14 protein-coding genes are annotated in these 18,258 nt (G+C 68.7%); 9 read left to right on the top strand and 5 right to left on the bottom strand.

Annotation, left to right across the window (positions count from 1 at the left end):
* Positions 1-177: 177 nt before the first annotated feature.
* On the bottom strand, positions 178-1,296 hold the full coding sequence (locus Sp245p_RS31905) for an AI-2E family transporter (protein WP_244439557.1): 1,119 nt from the start codon (positions 1,294-1,296) through the stop codon (positions 178-180).
* Between the two features lie 213 nt (positions 1,297-1,509).
* Between Sp245p_RS31905 and Sp245p_RS31900 the strand changes: the two genes are divergently transcribed.
* From Sp245p_RS31900 to Sp245p_RS31865, 7 genes are all read left to right on the top strand, one after another.
* Complete coding sequence (locus tag Sp245p_RS31900) at positions 1,510-2,187, top strand: HAD family hydrolase (protein ID WP_014200114.1); 678 nt, start codon at positions 1,510-1,512, stop codon at positions 2,185-2,187.
* A complete protein-coding gene (locus tag Sp245p_RS31895) occupies positions 2,184-3,068 on the top strand; it encodes a lipid kinase (RefSeq protein WP_041814385.1) in 885 nt (294 codons plus the stop codon). Before Sp245p_RS31900 ends, Sp245p_RS31895 begins: the two co-directional genes overlap by 4 nt.
* A 340-nt stretch (positions 3,069-3,408) precedes the next feature.
* On the top strand, positions 3,409-4,098 hold the full coding sequence (locus tag Sp245p_RS31885; protein WP_014200112.1) for a GntR family transcriptional regulator: 690 nt from the start codon (positions 3,409-3,411) through the stop codon (positions 4,096-4,098).
* Positions 4,099-4,139: 41 nt separating this feature from the next.
* Positions 4,140-5,897 carry an oxalyl-CoA decarboxylase gene (gene oxc, locus Sp245p_RS31880; protein WP_014200111.1) on the top strand — a complete coding sequence of 586 codons (1,758 nt, stop codon included), beginning with the start codon at positions 4,140-4,142 and terminating at the stop codon, positions 5,895-5,897.
* Between the two features lie 117 nt (positions 5,898-6,014).
* Entirely contained in the window at positions 6,015-7,745 is a 1,731-nt protein-coding gene (locus Sp245p_RS31875) for an NAD(P)H-dependent oxidoreductase subunit E (protein WP_014200110.1), read from the top strand.
* Position 7,746: 1 nt separating this feature from the next.
* Positions 7,747-10,500 (top strand): formate dehydrogenase subunit alpha, encoded by a 2,754-nt coding sequence (gene fdhF / locus Sp245p_RS31870; protein ID WP_109139272.1) that lies wholly within the window; start codon positions 7,747-7,749, stop codon positions 10,498-10,500.
* 108 nt (positions 10,501-10,608) lie between these two features.
* Positions 10,609-11,454 (top strand): IclR family transcriptional regulator, encoded by an 846-nt coding sequence (locus tag Sp245p_RS31865; RefSeq protein WP_014200109.1) that lies wholly within the window; start codon positions 10,609-10,611, stop codon positions 11,452-11,454.
* A 438-nt stretch (positions 11,455-11,892) separates the two neighbouring features.
* On the opposite strand, the gene soxR is transcribed toward Sp245p_RS31865, so the two are convergent.
* Entirely contained in the window at positions 11,893-12,354 is a 462-nt protein-coding gene (gene soxR / locus Sp245p_RS31860) for a redox-sensitive transcriptional activator SoxR (protein WP_014200107.1), read from the bottom strand.
* A gap of 97 nt (positions 12,355-12,451) precedes the next feature.
* Here soxR and Sp245p_RS31855 point away from each other — a divergent pair, with 97 nt between their 5' ends.
* The gene (locus Sp245p_RS31855) at positions 12,452-12,712 is read left to right on the top strand and encodes a hypothetical protein (RefSeq protein WP_014200106.1); all 261 of its coding nucleotides are present in this window, start codon (positions 12,452-12,454) and stop codon (positions 12,710-12,712) included.
* Between the two features lie 31 nt (positions 12,713-12,743).
* Here Sp245p_RS31855 and Sp245p_RS31850 read toward each other — a convergent pair whose 3' ends face one another.
* The 3 genes from Sp245p_RS31850 to Sp245p_RS31840 all read right to left on the bottom strand — a co-directional run bounded on the left by Sp245p_RS31850 (position 12,744) and on the right by Sp245p_RS31840 (position 15,729).
* Positions 12,744-13,634: a bifunctional helix-turn-helix transcriptional regulator/GNAT family N-acetyltransferase gene (locus tag Sp245p_RS31850; RefSeq protein WP_014200105.1), complete on the bottom strand. Its 891-nt coding sequence runs from the start codon at positions 13,632-13,634 to the stop codon at positions 12,744-12,746.
* 332 nt (positions 13,635-13,966) lie between these two features.
* Entirely contained in the window at positions 13,967-15,217 is a 1,251-nt protein-coding gene (gene frc, locus Sp245p_RS31845) for a formyl-CoA transferase (protein WP_014200103.1), read from the bottom strand.
* A gap of 83 nt (positions 15,218-15,300) precedes the next feature.
* Positions 15,301-15,729: a PAS domain-containing protein gene (locus Sp245p_RS31840; RefSeq protein WP_014200102.1), complete on the bottom strand. Its 429-nt coding sequence runs from the start codon at positions 15,727-15,729 to the stop codon at positions 15,301-15,303.
* A gap of 451 nt (positions 15,730-16,180) precedes the next feature.
* On the opposite strand from Sp245p_RS31840, the gene Sp245p_RS31835 reads away from it, so the two are divergent.
* A complete protein-coding gene (locus Sp245p_RS31835; protein ID WP_014200100.1) occupies positions 16,181-18,244 on the top strand; it encodes a methyl-accepting chemotaxis protein in 2,064 nt (687 codons plus the stop codon).
* The last annotated feature ends 14 nt before the right edge of the window (positions 18,245-18,258 follow it).

Below are 18,258 nucleotides of genomic sequence, written 5' to 3'. Positions count from 1 at the left end.
AGTCCCTCCAAGTGCGGTCACGCCCGTCGGCGCAAGAGCAGGTGAAGAGATCCGACATCGCGACCACGTCTAAGTCGCCAGAGGGGCCCGGATCACAGGTCCCGGAGACGTGGGGAGGGCCGGGAAACCTGTCAAGAGAGGGGGGTGCCAGAAAAACAGCGGAAAAACAGCGCTGCGTTACTCCGGCCGGGTGCGCGCCTCGAAGCGGCGACGGTCGCTCTTGTCGCTGAGCACGAAGGCGAAGGGGCGCAGCGCGTCGATGTGGCTGAGCGCGATGGCGATCAGGACGGTCATCGGCACTGCCAGGACGGTCCCGGCGGCCCCCCACAGCCAGCTCCACAGCAGCAGCGAACTGACGATCACCAGGGGCGAGATGGCGAGCTGCTTGCCCTCCAGCCGCGGGCCGATGAAATTGCCCATCACCTGCTCGATCACCAGCAGCCCGCCCGCGACCATCAGGGCGGTGGACGATCCGCTCTGTGCCAGCGCCATCAGCACGGGCAGCGCGGCTGCTCCCACCGACCCGATCACCGGGATGTAGTTCAGCAGGAAGGCCAGGAAGCCCCACAGGAACAGGAAGTCGATCCCGAACAGCGACAGCCAGCCGATGTAGAGCGCCCCGGTGATCAGCCCCAGCGTCGTGCTGACCAGCAGGAAACGGCGGAACTGCTGGGCGATGGCAGTGACCGCGGTGACGGTGGTGGTGCAGCGCTCCGGCCCCAGCGTCTTGACGATCTTCTCCCGCCAGACCGGGGCCTCGACCAGCATCAGCAAGGCGAGGAACAGCACGATGACCAGCGTCGAGACGGCCTCCCGCGCCGCCGCCAGCACCGACGCGACGAGGCCGGACAGCGCCTCCGCTCCGCCGCCTCCGCCGTCGGAGTCGCCACCCGAATCGCCGAGAAACCGTTCGCGCAGCCCGTCGATCCAGCCGTTCGCCTCCCCCCAGAGCCGTTGCAGCTCCTCGGCGTGACGCGGCACCTCGCCGGCCACACGCTGGCCGATGAACCACAGGCCTCCGGCGAAGATGGCCAGCACCAGTAGCACCGTCAGCATGGCGGCAAACGGGCCGAGCAGGGCCAGCCGCGGCGGCACCCGGTCGCGCACCCAGCGCCCGACCGGAGCCACGGCGACCGCCACGAAGAAGGCGCCGGCCAGCGGGATGAGCACCGGCGAGGCGGCGCTGAGGCCCCACAGGACGGCCAAGGCGGCCAGCAGGCCGAGCAGCCAGAGGCCGAGCGTCATCCGGTCGATGGACCAGCGCCGATTCCCGTCCGCTTCCTCACGCTGTGCCAAGGCCGTCCGCTCCCCGCCCATGGTTTCGTTGCGCCGCGCTGCCGGTCGGGCAGCATGAGCTTGACGCGAAACCGGCCGCGAAGTTCCGCAACGCCCCAGTCCCGGCCGGAGCGCAGAATTGCCATCCGGGGGACGTTGCGGCGCAGCGGGGCTGCCACCAACTCACTGGGGCCGGCTCCGCCGGAGCGGGATTCAGCCTTGGGGACACACGCCATGGACCGCATCAACACGGCTTTCCTGTTCGACCTCGACGGCACGCTGATCGACAGCGTCTACCAGCATGTGCTGGCCTGGCAGGAGGCGCTGGACCATGAGGGGATCGAGCTGTCGGTCTGGCGCATCCACCGCAAGATCGGCATGAGCGGCGGCCTGTTCGCCAACATGCTGCTGCGCGAGACCGGCCTCGCCATCAGCCCGGAGCTTCTGGAGCGGCTGCGCCGCCGCCACGCCGAGGCGTTCCGCGGGCTGGCCGGGCGCGTCCGCCCGCTGCCCGGCGCGCAGGAGCTGCTGTCCCACCTGACGGCGGCGGGCATCCCCTGGGCCATTGCCACCAGCGGGCGGATCGAGACGGCGCGCTCCGGGCTGGAGGCTCTGGGCGTCGATCCGGACACGGTGCCGGTAGTGACGCGCGATCAGGTGAAATACGCCAAGCCCGACCCCGACCTGTTCCTGGCCGCGGCGGAGCGGCTCGGCGTCGCCATCGAAACGGCCATCGTGGTCGGCGACAGTGTGTGGGACATCCTGGCCGCGCGGCGCGCCCGCGCGCTCAGCATCGGGCTGCTGTCCGGCGGCTACGGGCAGGACGAGCTGGAGCGGGCGGGAGCCTTCCGCGTCTATGAGGACCCCGCCAGCCTGCTGGAGCATCTGGACGAGGTGGGAGGCCGACGCTGAGCGCCGACCGACGCCGCGCGCTGCTGATCGTCAACGGGAAGGCCCGCCAGGGGCAGCGCGCGCTCGACGACATCCGGGAGGAGGCCGCGAAGGCGGGCGTCACCCTGATCCGCGCCGAGTGCCGCGAGCGGGAGGACATCGCCGAGGCGATCCGCGACCATGCCGACTCGGTGGACATGGTCATCATCGGGGGCGGCGACGGCACGCTGAACGCCGCCGCCCCGGCGCTGGCCGACACCGGCCTGCCGCTCGCCATCCTGCCGATGGGCACGGCGAACGATCTGGCGCGCACGCTGGGAATCCCGCTGGACCTGCGGGAGGCGGCGAAGCTGGCGGTCAGCGGCCCGGTCCGCCGGATCGACTTGGGCGAGGTCAACGGCGTGGCCTTCTTCAACGTCGCCAGCATCGGGCTCAGCGTCGAGCTGGCCCGCGAACTGACGCGCGAGATGAAGCGGCGCTGGGGCGTGTTCGGCTACGCCGTGGCGGCCTTCCGCGTGGCGCGGCGCATGGCGCCCTTCCGCGCCGAGATCCGCATCAACGGGGCGCGGCACCGCGTCAAGTCGGTGCAGATCGGCGTCGGCAACGGGCGCCATTACGGCGGCGGCATGACCGTGCAGGAGAACGCCGCCCCCGATGACGGGCAGCTTGACGTCTACAGCATCGACCTGCGCGGCTGGTGGGAGTGGCCCCTGCTGTACCCGGACTTCCGGCGCGGGCGGCACGGGCATTGGAAAAATGTCCACGCCTGGTACGGGCAGGAGGTGGAGATCACCACCCGTCACCGCCGCCCGGTGAACACCGACGGCGACATCACCACCCACACCCCGGCGCGCTTCCGCGTGCGGCCCGGAGCCGTCGCGGTCATAGCACCGCCGCGGTGAGGTCTTGCCCCCTCCCTGACCCTCCCCCGCTATCGCAGGGGAGGGGACTGCCGCCGCTTCGCGATCATCTCCCTCCCCTGCGCAGCGGGGGAGGGCCGGGGTGGGGGCAAGCGCCGCGTCCTTCCCGCAACCCCTGCGCGACATTCTCCCTCACTCCCTGTGCGTTCGTGAAACAGTTCGCTGAGCGAACATAATCGCTTGCGGGCTAGTGGTATCTGGTATACCGTATCTCCAATCCAAGCCGCTTCCCTTCTCCGGGGCAACGAAACCGCGGCCCAAACCCCTTCAGCCGGGGGCCCTCCCACGCGAGGGGAAAGAAGAGTCAGGGACGGGAACAGCCATGCAGACGATGAGTTTCTCGGTCGCACCCCTGGATCAGGGGATGAGCTTCAAGGCCAAGGCCTACCAGGCGCTGCGCCAAGCCATCACCCAGATGGACATCTACGGCGGGCCGAGCGAGATCCGCCTCGACGAGCGCCAGCTCTGCGAGGCGCTGGGCGTCAGCCGCACCCCGGTGCGCGAGGCCATGGCGCTGCTGGAGCAGGAGGGCTTCATCCGCTCCATGCCCCGGCGCGGCATCTTCGTGGTGCGCAAGACCAAGGCGGAGATCATCGAGATGATCACCGTCTGCGCGGCGCTGGAGGGCATGGCCGCCCGCCTCTTCGTCGAGCGCGCCGACGAGCGCGGCATGGCCGACCTGCACGAGACCTTCGACCGCTTCGCCGAAGGCGAGCTGGCCGACCACGTGCTGGAGTATTCCGACGCCAACGTCGCCTTCCACCAGTCGATCATTCAGGCCTCGGGCTGCACGCTCATCGCCGACCTGACCGACCGCTTCTTCATCCACATGCGGGCCATCCGCCGCGTCACCATGCGCCGCGGCGGCCGGGCCGAGACGTCCATCGTCGAGCACCGCGACATCATCGACGCCCTGACCCGGCGCGACGCCGACCTGGCCGAGCGGCGGGTGCGCGAGCACACGCTGGGGCTGGCCCGCCATGTCGAACAGCACTGCGATTTTCTCGATTGACCGATCGTGAACCGAATAAGAGTCGGGGAGGAGTAACCCTTATGTCAGCCGTCACAGTCCTCAACAACCAAGCCACGGCCGCCACCGATGCGGAACCGGCGCTGACGGATGGTTTCCAGCTCGTCATCGATGCCCTCAAGCTCAACGGCATCGAGAACCTCTACGTCGTGCCGGGCATCCCGATTTCCGACCTGCTGCGCATGGCCCAGGGCGAGGGGCTGCGGGTCATCTCCTTCCGCCACGAGCAGAACGCCGGCAACGCCGCGGCGATCGCCGGCTTCCTCACCAAGAAGCCGGGCGTGTGCATGACCGTCTCGGCGCCGGGCTTCCTCAACGGCCTGACCGCGCTGGCCAACGCCACCACCAACTGCTTCCCGATGATCCTGATCTCCGGCTCGTCGGAGCGCGAGATCGTCGACCTCCAGCAGGGCGACTACGAGGAGATGGACCAGCTGGCCATCGCCAAGCCGCTGTGCAAGGCGGCCTTCCGCGTGCTGCACGCCCAGGACATCGGCATCGCCGTGGCCCGCGCGATCCGCGCCGCGGTGTCGGGCCGTCCGGGCGGCGTCTACCTCGACCTGCCGGCCAAGCTGTTCTCGCAGGTGATGGACGCCGCCGAGGGCGCCCGCTCGCTGGTCAAGGTGGTCGACGCCGCCCCGGCGCAGCTGCCCTCGCCGGACTCGGTGGCGCGCGCCCTGGAGGTGCTGAAGGGCGCCAAGCGGCCGCTGATCATCCTGGGCAAGGGCGCCGCTTATGCGCAGGCCGACGAGGCGGTGCGCGAGCTGGTCGAGAAGAGCGGCATCCCGTTCCTGCCGATGAGCATGGCCAAGGGCCTGCTGCCCGACACCCACCCGCAGTCGGCGGGGGCGGCGCGCTCGATGGTCCTGAAGGACGCCGACGTGGTGGTGCTGGTCGGCGCGCGTCTGAACTGGCTGCTGTCGCACGGCAAGGGCAAGACGTGGGGCGAGCCGGGGTCGAAGACCTTCATCCAGATCGACATCGAGCCGCGCGAGATGGACAGCAACGTGGCGATCGTGGCGCCGCTGGTCGGCGACATCGGGTCGTGCGTGTCGGCCCTGACGGCCGGGATGGCGAAGGGCTGGACGCCGCCGCCGGCGGAGTGGACGGGGGCGGTGTCGGCGCGCAAGGAGGCGAACATCGCCAAGATGGCGCCCAAGCTGATGAGCAACGCCTCGCCGATGAACTTCCACGGCGCGCTGGGCGCGCTGCGCCGGGTGGTGCAGGAACGTCCCGAGGCGCTGCTGGTGAACGAGGGGGCCAACACGCTGGACCTGGCGCGCGGGATCATCGACATGCACCAGCCGCGCAAGCGCCTGGACGTCGGGACCTGGGGCGTGATGGGCATCGGCATGGGCTTCGCGGTGGCGGCGGCTGTGGAGTCGGGCAAGCCGGTTCTGGCGGTGGAAGGCGACAGCGCCTTCGGCTTCTCGGGCATGGAGGTCGAGACGATCTGCCGCTACAACCTGCCGGTGTGCATCGTGGTGTTCAACAACAACGGCATCTACAAGGGGACGGACGTGAACCCGACGGGCGGGTCGGACCCGTCGCCGATGGTCTTCGTTCCGGACTCGCGCTACGACAAGATGATGGAGGCCTTCGGCGGCGCGGGCGTCAACGTGACGACGCCGGACGAGCTGTACCGCGCGGTCAGCGCGGCGATGGACAGCGGCCGGCCGACGCTGATCAACGCGGTGATCGACCCCAACGCCGGGTCGGAGAGCGGCAACATCGGCAGCCTCAACCCCACCAGCGCCGTTCGCAAGGGTCCCAAGACGTAACGCCTTCCTAAATTATAAAAACAAAGCCCCCCGGAAAAATCGGGGGGCGGTTCCAAACGACTGCACGACATCCCAACGTTACGAAGAATCAGCCTGAGACGAGAGGGGAGGGCGGACATGGACACGGCCATCGTCGCCAAAGACGACACGAAAAGGCGCTCCATCCATCCCGGTTCGGGGCGCCGGAACACCCGGCCCCAGCCGAAGGGCCGGCAGGTCGATCCGGCGGCCCTGGCGGAGGTGCAGGAACTTCTCGGTGACCGGTCCCGGCAGCGGGATCTGCTGATCGAGCATCTGCACCTGTTGCAGGACACCTATCACGGGCTGCACGCCCGCCATCTCGCGGCGCTCGCCCACGAGATGCGGCTGGCCCTGGTGGAGGTGTACGAGGTGGCGTCCTTCTACGCCCACTTCGACATCGTGATGGACGGGGAGGAAGCCCCTCCGCCCGTGACCGTCCGGGTCTGCGACAGCCTGTCCTGCTGCATGGCCGGCGGCGAGAAGCTGCTCGACGAGCTGAAGGCCGCCGACATGGGGCCGGACGTCCGGGTGGTGCGCGCGCCCTGCATGGGCGCCTGCCACAACGCCCCGGCGGTGGCCATCGGCCACGCCCTGCACGAGAACGCCACGGTCGAGAGCGTGGTCACCGCCGTGAAGAACGGCGAGACGCACCCGCAGCTCCCCACCTATGTCAGCCTGGAGCAGTACAAGGCGGAGGGCGGCTACCGCCTGCTCGCCGACTGTCTGACGGGCAACGTCCCGGTGGACGACATCCTCGGCAAGCTGGAAGGGGCCAACCTGCGCGGTCTCGGCGGCGCCGGCTTCCCGACCGGCCGCAAGTGGCGCTTCGTCCGCCACGAGCCCGGCCCCCGCCTGATGGCGGTGAACGGGGACGAGGGCGAGCCGGGCACCTTCAAGGACCGCTACTACCTGGAGAACGATCCGCACCGCTTCCTGGAAGGGATGCTGATCGGCGCCTGGGTGGTCGAGGCGACCGATGTCTACATCTACCTGCGCGACGAGTACCCGCACATCCGCGAGGTGCTGGAGCACGAGATCGCCGCCGTGGAGAAGGCGGGCCTCGCCGGGCACACCCGCATCCATCTGCGGCGCGGCGCCGGGGCCTACATCTGCGGCGAGGAGTCCGCGATGCTGGAGAGCATCGAGGGCAAGCGCGGCCTGCCGCGGCACAAGCCGCCCTTCCCGTCGGTGGTCGGCCTGTTCGGCCGCCCGACCCTCATCAACAACGTCGAGACGCTGTTCTGGATCAGGGACATCCTTGAGAAGGGCGCTGACTGGTGGGGCAGCCACGGGCGCAACGGCCGCAAGGGCCTGCGCAGCTACTCCGTCTCCGGTCATGTGAAGGACCCGGGCGTGAAGCTGGCCCCCGCCGGCGTCACCATCCGCGAGCTGATCGACGAGTATTGCGGCGGCATGGCCGACGGCCACACGCTCAAGGGCTACCTGCCCGGCGGCGCGTCGGGCGGCATCCTGCCCGCCAGCATGGACGACATCCCGCTGGACTTCGGCACGCTGGAGCAGCACGGCTGCTTCATCGGCTCCGCCGCGGTGGTCGTGCTGTCGGACCAGGACGACATGCGCAAGGTCGTGCGCAACCTGCTGGACTTCTTCGAGGACGAGAGCTGCGGCCAGTGCACGCCCTGCCGCGTCGGAACGGAGAAGGCGGTGGCGCTCATCAAGCAGCCGGTGTGGGACGAGCCGCTTCTGACGGAGCTCGCCCGGCTGATGGGCACGGCGTCGATCTGCGGCCTGGGTCAGGCCGCGATGAACCCACTCAAGAGTGCGCTGAAGCACTTCCGCGACGATCTGCGCGGGGAGGTCCGGTGATATGAGCGACCGCATCCTGTTCCACCTCGACGACGAGCTCGTCGAAGCCCACGCCGGCGAGACCATCTGGCAGGTCGCCAACCGCCTGGGCACCGAGATCCCGCATCTCTGCTACGCTGACGAGCCGGGCTACCGCGCGGATGGCAACTGCCGGGCCTGCATGGTCGAGATCGATGGCGAGCGCGCCATGTCGGCCTCCTGCGTGCGTCACCCGACGCCGGGCATGCGCGTCCGCTCGGCCAGCGAGAACGCCAAGTTCGCCCGCAAGATGGTCATCGAGATGCTGGTCGCCGACCAGCCGAAGCGGGAGGAGGCCCACGACCCGGACAGCAAGTTCTGGCGCTGGGCCGACCGCCTGGAGGTCTCGGACAGCCGCTTCCCCAGCCGGGAATGCGCGCCGAAGCCCGACTTCAGCCACCCGGCCATGGCGGTGCAGCTCGACGCCTGCATCCAGTGCAACCTGTGCGTCCGCGCCTGCCGCGAGGTCCAGGTCAACGACGTCATCGGCATGGCGCTGCGCGGCCACAAGGAGACGATCGTCTTCGACTTCGCCGACCCGATGGGCGACAGCACCTGCGTCGCCTGCGGCGAGTGCGTCCAGGCCTGCCCGACCGGCGCGCTGATGCCGAAGACCCAGGTGGACCTGAACAGCGGCGTCTTCGCCGCCGCCCCGGACCGCCAGGTCGACAGCGTCTGCCCCTATTGCGGCGTCGGCTGCCAGCTGACCTACAACATCAAGGACGAGAAGCTGCTGTCGGTGACGGGCCGCGACGGTCCCGCCAACAAGAACCGGCTGTGCGTCAAGGGCCGCTTCGGCTTCGACTACATCCACCACCCGCACCGCCTGACCAAGCCGCTGATCCGCAAGGAGGGCGTGTCCAAGCACGACGTGGACATCGACCCGCTCAACCCGCTGACCCACTTCCGCGAGGCAAGCTGGGAGGAGGCCCTTGAGGTCGCCACCGCCGGCCTGCGCAAGATCCGCGACGAGCGGGGCGGCTCGGCGCTCGCCGGTTTCGGTTCGGCCAAGGGCTCCAACGAGGAGGCCTACCTGTTCCAGAAGCTGGTGCGCGTCGGCTTCGGCACCAACAACGTCGACCATTGCACCCGCCTGTGCCACGCCTCCTCGGTGGCGGCGCTGATCGAGGGCATCGGGTCGGGCGCGGTGACGGCTCCCTTCATGGCGGCCAAGGACGCCGAGGTGATCGTCGTCATCGGCTCCAACCCGACGGAGAACCACCCGGTCGCCGCGACCTTCTTCAAGAACGCGGCCAAGCGGGGCGCCAAGCTGGTTATCATGGACCCGCGCGGCCAGGTGCTGAAGCGCCACGCCAGCCACATGCTCCAGTTCAAGCCGGGCCGCGACGTGCCCATGCTGAACGCCATGCTGAACGTCATCATCAGCGAGGGGCTGTACGACGCGCAGTACGTGGCCGAGCACACCCAGGACTTCGAGGAGCTGCGCGCCCACATCGCCAGCTTCACCCCGGAGGCCATGGAGCCGGTCTGCGGCATCCCGGCGGAGCAACTCCGCGAGGTCGCGCGCCTCTACGCCACCTCCAAGGGCTCGATCATCTTCTGGGGCATGGGCGTGTCGCAGCACACCCACGGGACCGACAACGTGCGCTGCCTGATCGCCCTGTCGCTGGTCACCGGCCAGATCGGGCGTCCCGGCACCGGCCTGCACCCGCTGCGCGGCCAGAACAACGTCCAGGGCGCCTCCGACGCCGGTCTGATCCCGATGATGTTCCCGGATTACCGTCCGGTGGACGATCCCGAGGTCCACGCCTTCTACGAGGATTTCTGGGACACCAAGCTCGACTCCAAGCGCGGCCTGACCGTCGTCGAGATCATGGACGCGATCCACGCCGGCTCGCTGAACGGCATGTACGTGATGGGCGAGAATCCGGCCATGTCCGACCCGGACGTGGAGCACGCCCGCGACGCGCTCGCCAAGCTCGACCATCTGGTGGTGCAGGACCTGTTCCTGACCGAGACGGCCAAGTACGCCGACGTGGTTCTGCCCGCCTCGGCCTGGCCGGAGAAGACCGGGACGGTGACCAACACCAACCGCCAGGTCCAGCTCGGCCGGCAGGCCCTGCCGCCTCCGGGCGAGGCCCGGCAGGATCTGTGGATCGTCAACGCCATGGCCCGCGGCCTGGGTCTGGACTGGAACTACGAGCATCCGCGCGATGTGTTCCGGGAGATGAAGGGGGCGATGCCGTCGCTCGACAACATCACCTGGGAGCGGCTGGAGCGCGAGCGCTCGGTGACCTACCCCAGCCTGTCCGCGGATGATCCGGGTCAGGAGATCGTGTTCGGCGACGGCTTCCCCACGGCCACCGGCCGCGGGCGTCTGGTCCCCGCCGACGTGATCCCGCCGGCCGAGGAGCCGGACGCCGAGTTCCCGATGGTCCTGACCACCGGGCGCCAGCTGGAGCATTGGCACACCGGGTCGATGACCCGGCGCGCCCAGGTTCTCGACGATCTGGAGCCGGAGGCGGTGGCCTACATGAGCCCGGCGGACCTGCGGCGGATGGGCGCCAAGGGCGGCGACCGCATGAAGGTCACCACCCGGCGCGGCACCATCGAGCTGAAGGCGCGGTCGGACTACAACGTCCCGTCCGGGCTGGTGTTCGTGCCCTTCTGCTACGCCGAGGCGGCGGCCAACGTGCTGACCAACCCGAAGCTGGACCCCTACGGGAAAATTCCCGAGTTCAAGTTCGCCGCGGCCCGCATCGAGCCGGCGGCATAGCCAACCGGCGGCCCCCGCTCCCCGCAAGGGAGAACCGGGGGCCGCCACACCCGAGGACGACAACGGCGCGATGCAACAGCGCCGGACGATTTCGAGAGGGATGGAGCGATGAAGACGCAAGCGCTGATGATGGCACCCCCGGCCCCGCGGGCCGAAGGCCGCGCGGAAACCGTGGACCGTGCGGCGAAGGGCAATCTCGTGCAGTCGCTGTCGCGGGCACTGAGCATCATGACCATCCTCGGCCAGTCGGACAGCCCGATGAGCCTGACCGCGGTGGCCGAAGCGGCGCATCTCTCGCCCTCCACGGCGCACCGTCTGCTGACCACCCTGCAGGAGGAGCGTTACGTGCGCTTCGACCAGGGAAAGCGCGGCTGGGCGGTCGGGGTGCAGGCCTACATGACCGGCACCGGCTTCCTGAAGACGCGCAGCCTGCTCGACGTCGCCCGCCCGCGGATGCGCCGGCTGATGGAGGAGACCAGCGAGGTCGTCAATCTGGCCGTCGAGGAGAACGGCGAGGCCATCTATCTGCACCGGGTCGGCGGCCCGCGCGTTGCCCAGGCGGCGCTGCCCGTCACCGACCGCACGCTGCTGCACTGTTCCGCGGTGGGCAAGGCGCTGCTCGCCGGCATGCCCGACACGCGGGTGCAGAGCATCGTGACCCAGCGCGGCATGCGCCAGTTCACCCGGACCACCGTGTCGTCGATCCCGGCCCTGCACCGGGAGCTGATCCTGACGCGCGACCGCGGCTACGCCGTGGACCAGGAGGAGCGGGTCAGCGGCTTGCACTGCGTCGCCGCGGCAATCTACGACGAGCAGGCCCGCGTCATCGGTGCCCTGTCGCTGTCCAGCACCAACCGGCGCCTGGACGACGCCCGCGTCGTGGCCTTCGGCGAGATGGTCAAGCGCACCGCCGCGGCGGTGACCGCCGAGATCGGCGGGCGTTTCCCCACCTGATCCTTGGGCCTGATCCGGGGGCCTGATCCGGAACACCCATACGGAATTCGAATTCGCGCCGGCCGGGAGGCGCGATCCGCCCCGATCCGCAAATCCTTCGGATTGGGTTGGGGCGGCTGTTACCCCGGTTTTCCTTCCTGTCACGTAGTGCTGCCCTGAAGAGACTGACCGCGCCCGCAACGGCGCGGTCTTTTTTTTGGCAAAACACTTTGTTTCCGCAATGTGGAAACTTAAGATTCCTTGTTGCGTCCAGACGAAGACTCGGGCATCATTCTTCTTACACAGGGTTCATCACCCTTTGTATCGGGCGGGTTGTTGCTCCGCATTATATGCGAGCCTCTCGGATACTGGCCGTGCTGGAAACAGCACGGCCTTTTTATTGCCGAGGCGGAGCCGGATGAGGAGGCCATGCTGCGGTGCGGCAAAACAGCGCGGATGTCACCGCGGATCGAGCAGGCGCGGGCCGGGCCCGTCCTCCGACAGCTCGTCCCAGGGATTGCGCAGCGGGCATTCGCCGAGCGACAGGCAGCCGCAGCCGATGCACCCCTCCAGCCCGTCGCGCAGCTTGGTGAGCACGGCGATGCGCTCGTCCAGGTCCGCTTTCCAGGCCGCGGACAAGCGTTTCCAGTCCTCTGCGGTGGGGGTGCGGCCGTCCGGCAGGGTCTTCAGCGCCTGCGCGATGGTGGCCAGCGGGACGCCCAGGCGCTGGGCCACCTTGATGACGGCGATGCGCCGGAGCACGTCGCGGGGGAAGCGGCGCTGGTTGCCGCTGCTCCGCCAGCTCGCGATCAGCCCCTTTGATTCGTAGAAGTGGATGGTGGACACTGCCACACCGGAGCGTTCCGCGACCTCGCCCACGGAAAGGTCCTTGTCCATGTCGGCGGGATCGAGAATCGCCATCGCCGGGCCTCCCCTGGGGTTCGGAACCTCTTGACCTCAAGTGAAGTTGAGGTCGTATCGAGAGAGAGTCAACAGCGCGCCGCATCGAGGGTAGCCGATGATTTCACCAACCTCCGTCGACTGGACTTCGCTCAACACCCTGCGCGCCACGCCGGGGCCGGAGGTGACGGCTCTGCCGGCCTCGTTCCTGACGATCACCAAGGCCGCGAACCTGAAGCCGGCCATCGTCCGCCCGGTGCTGGACGGGCTGCTGCGCCAGGGCTTCGTGCGCGAGTACGAGACCCAGTACGGCAAGGCCTACGCCCGCACGCCGGAGGGCAACCAGCGCATCCGCGAAGTGAGGGAGTGGCTGCGGTAAGGTTCGGGATTCTCGGGGGCAACGGCCCCAATCAGGGCCCAGGGTTTGTCGCAGGGGGCCGTAGCCTGACGAAGCGCTGCTCCAGAACCTCTCCCCCCCACTGCGAGCCGAGGTGCTCCTCGATGCAAGTGAAGCCGTGCGCCTCGTAGAGATGACGGGCGGCCGAGAGACCGCTGAAGGTCCACAGATGGGTTTCCGTGAAACCCTGTGCATCCACGAAGGCAAGAGCCTCCGACAGCAACCGACGCCCAACCCCGCCGCCGCGCACGCCGTCATCGATGATGAACCAGCGCAGATGTGCGATGCCCTCTCCCATATCCTCCCCGTCGATCGCGATGGAGCCGACTATGTTCCCTTCCCGGATGGCCGACCATATCGCGTTTCGTGGGTTCTCAAGGCGATCACAGAAGGCGGCCAATCCGGCGGCCACAACCGACTCGAACCGCTGCCCGAAGTTGGCGGTCCTTGCATAATAGCTTACGTGCATCTGGGTGATCCGCGCGACGATGCCCTGCCGATATCCGCAGACGATCCTGATCCCCGGGCGCACGCTGTGATCGACGCGGGAGGCCAGGGCGTCGGCATAGAGCCGCAGTCCTGTGGCAACCACTCGCCCCTCCCCGGGATCCAGGCGCTCCAACGCCTCTGACACCTGCTTGGTGGCGAAGGTGTGGATCGTGGCCACGCGCTGCCGCCCCGCTGCGCTCAGGGTCAGTCTCTTGCTGCGGCTGTCGTCCATATCCACCTGCTCCAGCACGTCTCCTGATTGGACGAGCTTCTGGAGCATGCGGCTGATGCTGGATTTTTCCAGACGGAGGACATCTCCGAGCCGACGCGCCGTGATGCCTGGACAGGCATCGATCTCGATCAAGGCGTGGACCGCCGATGGGGGCAGCTCCGTACTGGCGAAAGTGCCCCCCATGAACCCGAGTTCGCGGACAAGTCGACGGGAGGCCGAGCGGATCTGTTCGATGGTGGCAGACTGTGTGGTCACTTTAGGGCTCAACATAGTTGCATGGTACAACCATATCCGAGATGATCTCGGGCCGCTACACCTATTCGTGCGCGGCGCGTGCTTCCCGGTCAGTGATGGCTGGACACGCCAGGGAAAATCCGTGTCATCCGTGTTTGAATCCGTGCAATCCGTGAAGCCCCTGTTGCCCGGCAAAAATCCCGAACCCGCACAAAGAAAAAACGGCGCCCCTTTCGGAGCGCCGTCTTCGCGAGGTGTGCCGTCAGACTGTCGAAAAGCGATCAGACAACCTTGTTGGCGTGCAACTCGGCGATCTGCTGCGGGGTGTAGCCGAGGCTGGCCAGCACCTCGTCGGAGTGCTCGCCGAGCAGCGGCGATCCGGTCACTTCGACGGTCATGTCGGAGAACTTGATCGGGCTGCCGACGGTCAGGTACTTGCCGCGGGCCTTGTGGTCGACCTCGACGATCGTGCCGCTCTTGCGGAGCGACGGGCATTCGGCGATTTCCTTCATGGTCAGCACCGGGGCGCACGGGATGTCGAACTTGCGCAGGATGTCGACCGCCTCGTACTTCGTCTTGTCGGCCAGCCAGCCCTCGATGAAGGCAAAGATGTCGAAGATCTTGTCCTGACGGGCCTGGGCGGTGTTGTAAGCCGGATCGTCGATCCACTCCGGCTTGCCGAGAGCCTTACAAATCGGCGCCCAGGCGTGGCCCTGGATGGTGAAGTAGATGTAGGCGTTCGGATCGGTCTCGGCGCCCTTGCACTTCAGGACCCAGCCCGGCTGACCGCCGCCGCCGGCGTTGCCGCCACGCGGAACCACGTCGGAGAACTCGCCGTGCGGGTACTGCGGGTACTCTTCCAGGTAGCCGACGCGGTCGAGACGCTGCTGGTCGCGCAGCTTGACGCGGCAGAGGTTGATGACCGAGTCCTGCATCGACACGGCGACCTTCTGGCCCTTGCCGGTCTTCGAACGGCCCATGAGGGCGGTCAGGATGCCGATGGCGAGGTGCATGCCGGTGTTGCTGTCGCCGAGGGCGGCGGCGCTGACGGTCGGCGGGCCGTCCCAGAAACCGGTGGTCGACGCCGCACCGCCGGCGCACTGGGCGACGTTCTCGTAGACCTTCAGGTCCTCGTAATGGTGGCCGTCGCTGAAGCCCTTCACCGAGGCGACGATCATGCCCGGGTTCAGCTCGTTGATGCGCTCCCAGGTGAAGCCCATGCGGTCGAGCGCGCCCGGCCCGAAGTTCTCCACGAGGACGTCGGACTCCTTGATCAGCTTCTCAAGGATTTCCTTGCCCTGCGGGGTCTTGGTGTCCAGCGTCAGCGAGCGCTTGTTGCTGTTCAGCATCGTGAAGTAGAGCGCGTCCGCTTCGGGAATGTCACGGAGCTGGTTGCGGGTGACGTCGCCGGAACCCGGCCGCTCCACCTTGATGACGTCCGCGCCGTACCAGGCGAGGAGCTGCGTGCAGGCGGGGCCAGCCTGAACGTGGGTGAAGTCGATGATCTTGATTCCTTCGAGCGGCTTGCTCATGGCTCGTTTACTCCCTCTCACTTATTGCGATGCCGTTGTTGAGCACTGGACAACACGGACAAACTGGCGGGATGGGTTGTGGGTTACTGGCTTGCGGACTCCAACTCCGACAGGCGTCGGCGGAGCTTGCGCTCCTCGGCCCAGCGGCTGCTCTCGTCGCGGATGATGGCGACGATTCCGGTCACCGTGCCGTCCGGCGCGGTCAGCAGGGCGACCGTGAAGGCGATGGACAGGGCATGCCCGTCCTTGTGCAGGGCCGGGACGCGCAGCACATCGCTGCCGTAGCGCGTCTGGCCCGTGCGCATGGTGTTGGCGTAGCCGTCCCAATGGCGCTGGCGCTGGCGTTCCGGGATGATGATGTCGAGCGATTGCCCCAGCGCTTCGCCTTCCGCGAAGCCGAACATCCGCTCGGCCGCCGGATTCCACAGAGTGATGGCGCCCTGCGCGTCGGACACGACGATCGCGTCCCCGGCGGCCATGACCAGCTGTGCGAAATCGACTGTTGCGCTCATGAAAGCATTCGCTCCGACACCGGACCCGAAACCTTCCGGCACCGTCATGTTTTCTTCAAAACACGCCCGCGCCGTTGGTTTTGCACTTCGTTTCCGAAGCGCGATGGGATGTGAGATACCGTATACCAGATGCGAAATGCCTGGCAAGCTCTTTTGTGCGTTAGGCGAACTAATCGCGCTTCGGACCTTTCGCGGCAAATGCCGGAGAATGGGAGAGGGGGCGGCCCGATGCGCGCATCCCGGTCCGATCCGGCACCAGGGCTCCGCCATGAAGCCTCCGGTATAAAACCGGCACCCGCCTCGTCCTCGGCGGATGGGGGGGCCGGCGGGCGCTCGCCACCGTTGAGCCGGCGGATGATCCGTAGCCGGCAGATATGGCCGTTCGGTTTTCGGTGTGCCAAGATGGCCGACCGCCTCTGATCCGGGGCGGCGGCTCGAACAGGGTAGGGGCATGACGGGGCGTTTCAGAACCAAGATCATCATCGGCATGACCGCTGTCCTGGCCGTGGGAGCGGCGGCGGTCACCTCGGTTTCCCTGTTCCTGTCGCGCGACGCCGCGGAGCGGGCGGTCACGACCCTGGTGGCCGAAACCGCTGACCATCACGGCGCGCGGGTGGCCGCCGACATCTCCGCCGCCCTGGCTGACGCCCGCTCCGCCGCCGCGCTGGTGGAGGTGGAGCGCTCCACCGGCGCCCCGCGCCGGGAGACGGTCAACCGCTATCTCAACCGCCTGATGGCGGTCGGCCCGCTCTACGCCGGGGTGTGGGTGGACATGGCCGACGACGGGTTCGACGGGCGCGACCGCGAAGCCGCCGGGCTGGACCGCGCCGGCGAGATCCTGGGGCTGCCCGGCACCGGGCGGATGAGCCTGCTGTGGCTGCCCGGCCCGAAGGCCGACGACAGCGAGGGCTATCCCTTCTCCGATGTGAAGGAGAAGGAGTATTACCGGGCCGCCGCCGCGGCCGGGAAGCCGGTGCTGACCGAACCCTATCTGGACGATCTGACCAAGACGCTGATGACCAGCGCCGCAGCGCCGGTGAAGGACGGCGACCGGGTGATCGGCGTCGCCGGCGTCGACCTGACGCTGAGCGGACTGACCGATCTGGTCCGCCGGGTGAAGCCCTATGGCGACGGCCACGCGGCGGTGCTCACCGGCGCCGGGGTCTATGTGGCCCATCCCGACGCCAGCCGCCTGTCCCATCCCGCCGACGACCTGCCGGAGGAGGCGCGCCGCGCCATCGCCGAGGGGCGGGCCTATGACGGCGTCGTCACGCTCGGCGGTGCCCCCTATTACCTGCGCCTGTCGCCGGTGCGCTTCACCGGCGCCGACGGCGCGTGGTCGTTCCTGGTCGCCGCGCCGCAGGCCAGCGTGATGGCCGACGCCAACCGGCTGACCCTGCTGACCGTCCTGGTCGGGGTGGGCTGCATCCTTCTCGGCGGTCTGGTGGCGTGGCGGGTGGGCGACGGCATCGCCCGGCCGATCGCCGGGCTGACCGTCACCATGGACCGGCTGGCCGCCGGCGATCTGGCCGCCGCCATCCCCGGCGCCGACCGCAAGGACGAGGCGGGCGCCATGGCCCGCGCGGTCGGGGTGTTCAAGCAGGGGCTGGTGCAGGCCCGCGACCTGGGCCACCAGCAGGAGGCGGAATGGCGCGCCAGGGAGGCGCGGACCGCCACCCTGCTCGACCTGCAGCGCGGGTTCGAGGAGCGGGCGGGCGGCCTGACCGGGGCGCTGGCCTCGGCGGCGCAGCAGCTCGAATCCACCGCCCGCGCCCTCACCGGCATCGCCGAGCAGACCCATGGCCGGTCGGAGCGGATGACGCTCTCCGCCCATTCCGCCGCGGACAACGTGCAGACCGCCGCCGCCGCGACCGAGGAGCTGTCGGCCTCGGTGGAGGAGATCGGGCAGCAGGTGGGCGAGTCCGCCCGCATCGCCGAGGCGGCAGTGGCCGACGTGAAGCGCGCCGACTCGGCCGTCGTCGTGCTGGCCGACAGCGCGGAGCGGATCGGCGCCGTCGTCGGCCTGATCAACGACATCGCCGGCCAGACCAACCTGCTGGCGCTCAACGCCACCATCGAGGCGGCCCGTGCGGGCGAGGCCGGAAAGGGCTTCGCGGTGGTCGCCGGAGAGGTCAAGAGCCTGGCCAACCAGACCGCCCGCGCGACCGAGGACATCGTCGGCCAGATCAAGGGCATCCGCGACGCGACGGGCGAGGCGGTGGAGGCGGTGCGGGGCATCAGCCAGACCATCGCCCAGGTCAGCCGCATCGCGTCCGGCATCGCGGCGGCGGTGGACCAGCAGTCCGCCGCCACCCGCGACATCGCCCGCAGTGTCCTGCAGGCCGCCGACGGCGCCCGCGAGGTCAGCGGCGGCATGGGCGAGATCCGGGCCGGGGCGGGCGATACGGGCGCCGCCGCCGACCAGCTCCTCGCCGCCGCCGCCGGGGTGGCCGGTCAGTCCAAGGAACTGGCGCGCGAAATCGACCGCTTCATCGCCGGTGTCCACAAAGCATGATCCGCGGGGCGTGA

The organism is Azospirillum baldaniorum (assembly GCF_003119195.2).
In the GTDB taxonomy this organism is placed as follows: domain Bacteria; phylum Pseudomonadota; class Alphaproteobacteria; order Azospirillales; family Azospirillaceae; genus Azospirillum; species Azospirillum baldaniorum.
This window is presented reverse-complemented; position numbering and strand designations above follow the sequence as displayed.

Excerpts from the sequence above, each read along its gene's own strand:
- Sp245p_RS31900 (WP_014200114.1), top strand. The coding sequence starts at position 1,510 with ATGGACCGCATCAACACGGCTTTCCTGTTCGACCTCGACGGCACGCTG.
- Sp245p_RS31885 (WP_014200112.1), top strand. The coding sequence starts at position 3,409 with ATGCAGACGATGAGTTTCTCGGTCGCACCCCTGGATCAGGGGATGAGC.
- oxc (WP_014200111.1), top strand. The coding sequence starts at position 4,140 with ATGTCAGCCGTCACAGTCCTCAACAACCAAGCCACGGCCGCCACCGAT.
- Sp245p_RS31875 (WP_014200110.1), top strand. The coding sequence starts at position 6,015 with ATGGACACGGCCATCGTCGCCAAAGACGACACGAAAAGGCGCTCCATC.
- fdhF (WP_109139272.1), top strand. The coding sequence starts at position 7,747 with ATGAGCGACCGCATCCTGTTCCACCTCGACGACGAGCTCGTCGAAGCC.
- Sp245p_RS31865 (WP_014200109.1), top strand. The coding sequence starts at position 10,609 with ATGAAGACGCAAGCGCTGATGATGGCACCCCCGGCCCCGCGGGCCGAA.
- soxR (WP_014200107.1), bottom strand. The coding sequence starts at position 12,354 with ATGGCGATTCTCGATCCCGCCGACATGGACAAGGACCTTTCCGTGGGC.
- Sp245p_RS31855 (WP_014200106.1), top strand. The coding sequence starts at position 12,452 with ATGATTTCACCAACCTCCGTCGACTGGACTTCGCTCAACACCCTGCGC.
- Sp245p_RS31850 (WP_014200105.1), bottom strand. The coding sequence starts at position 13,634 with ATGGGGGGCACTTTCGCCAGTACGGAGCTGCCCCCATCGGCGGTCCAC.
- frc (WP_014200103.1), bottom strand. The coding sequence starts at position 15,217 with ATGAGCAAGCCGCTCGAAGGAATCAAGATCATCGACTTCACCCACGTT.
- Sp245p_RS31840 (WP_014200102.1), bottom strand. The coding sequence starts at position 15,729 with ATGAGCGCAACAGTCGATTTCGCACAGCTGGTCATGGCCGCCGGGGAC.
- Sp245p_RS31835 (WP_014200100.1), top strand. The coding sequence starts at position 16,181 with ATGACGGGGCGTTTCAGAACCAAGATCATCATCGGCATGACCGCTGTC.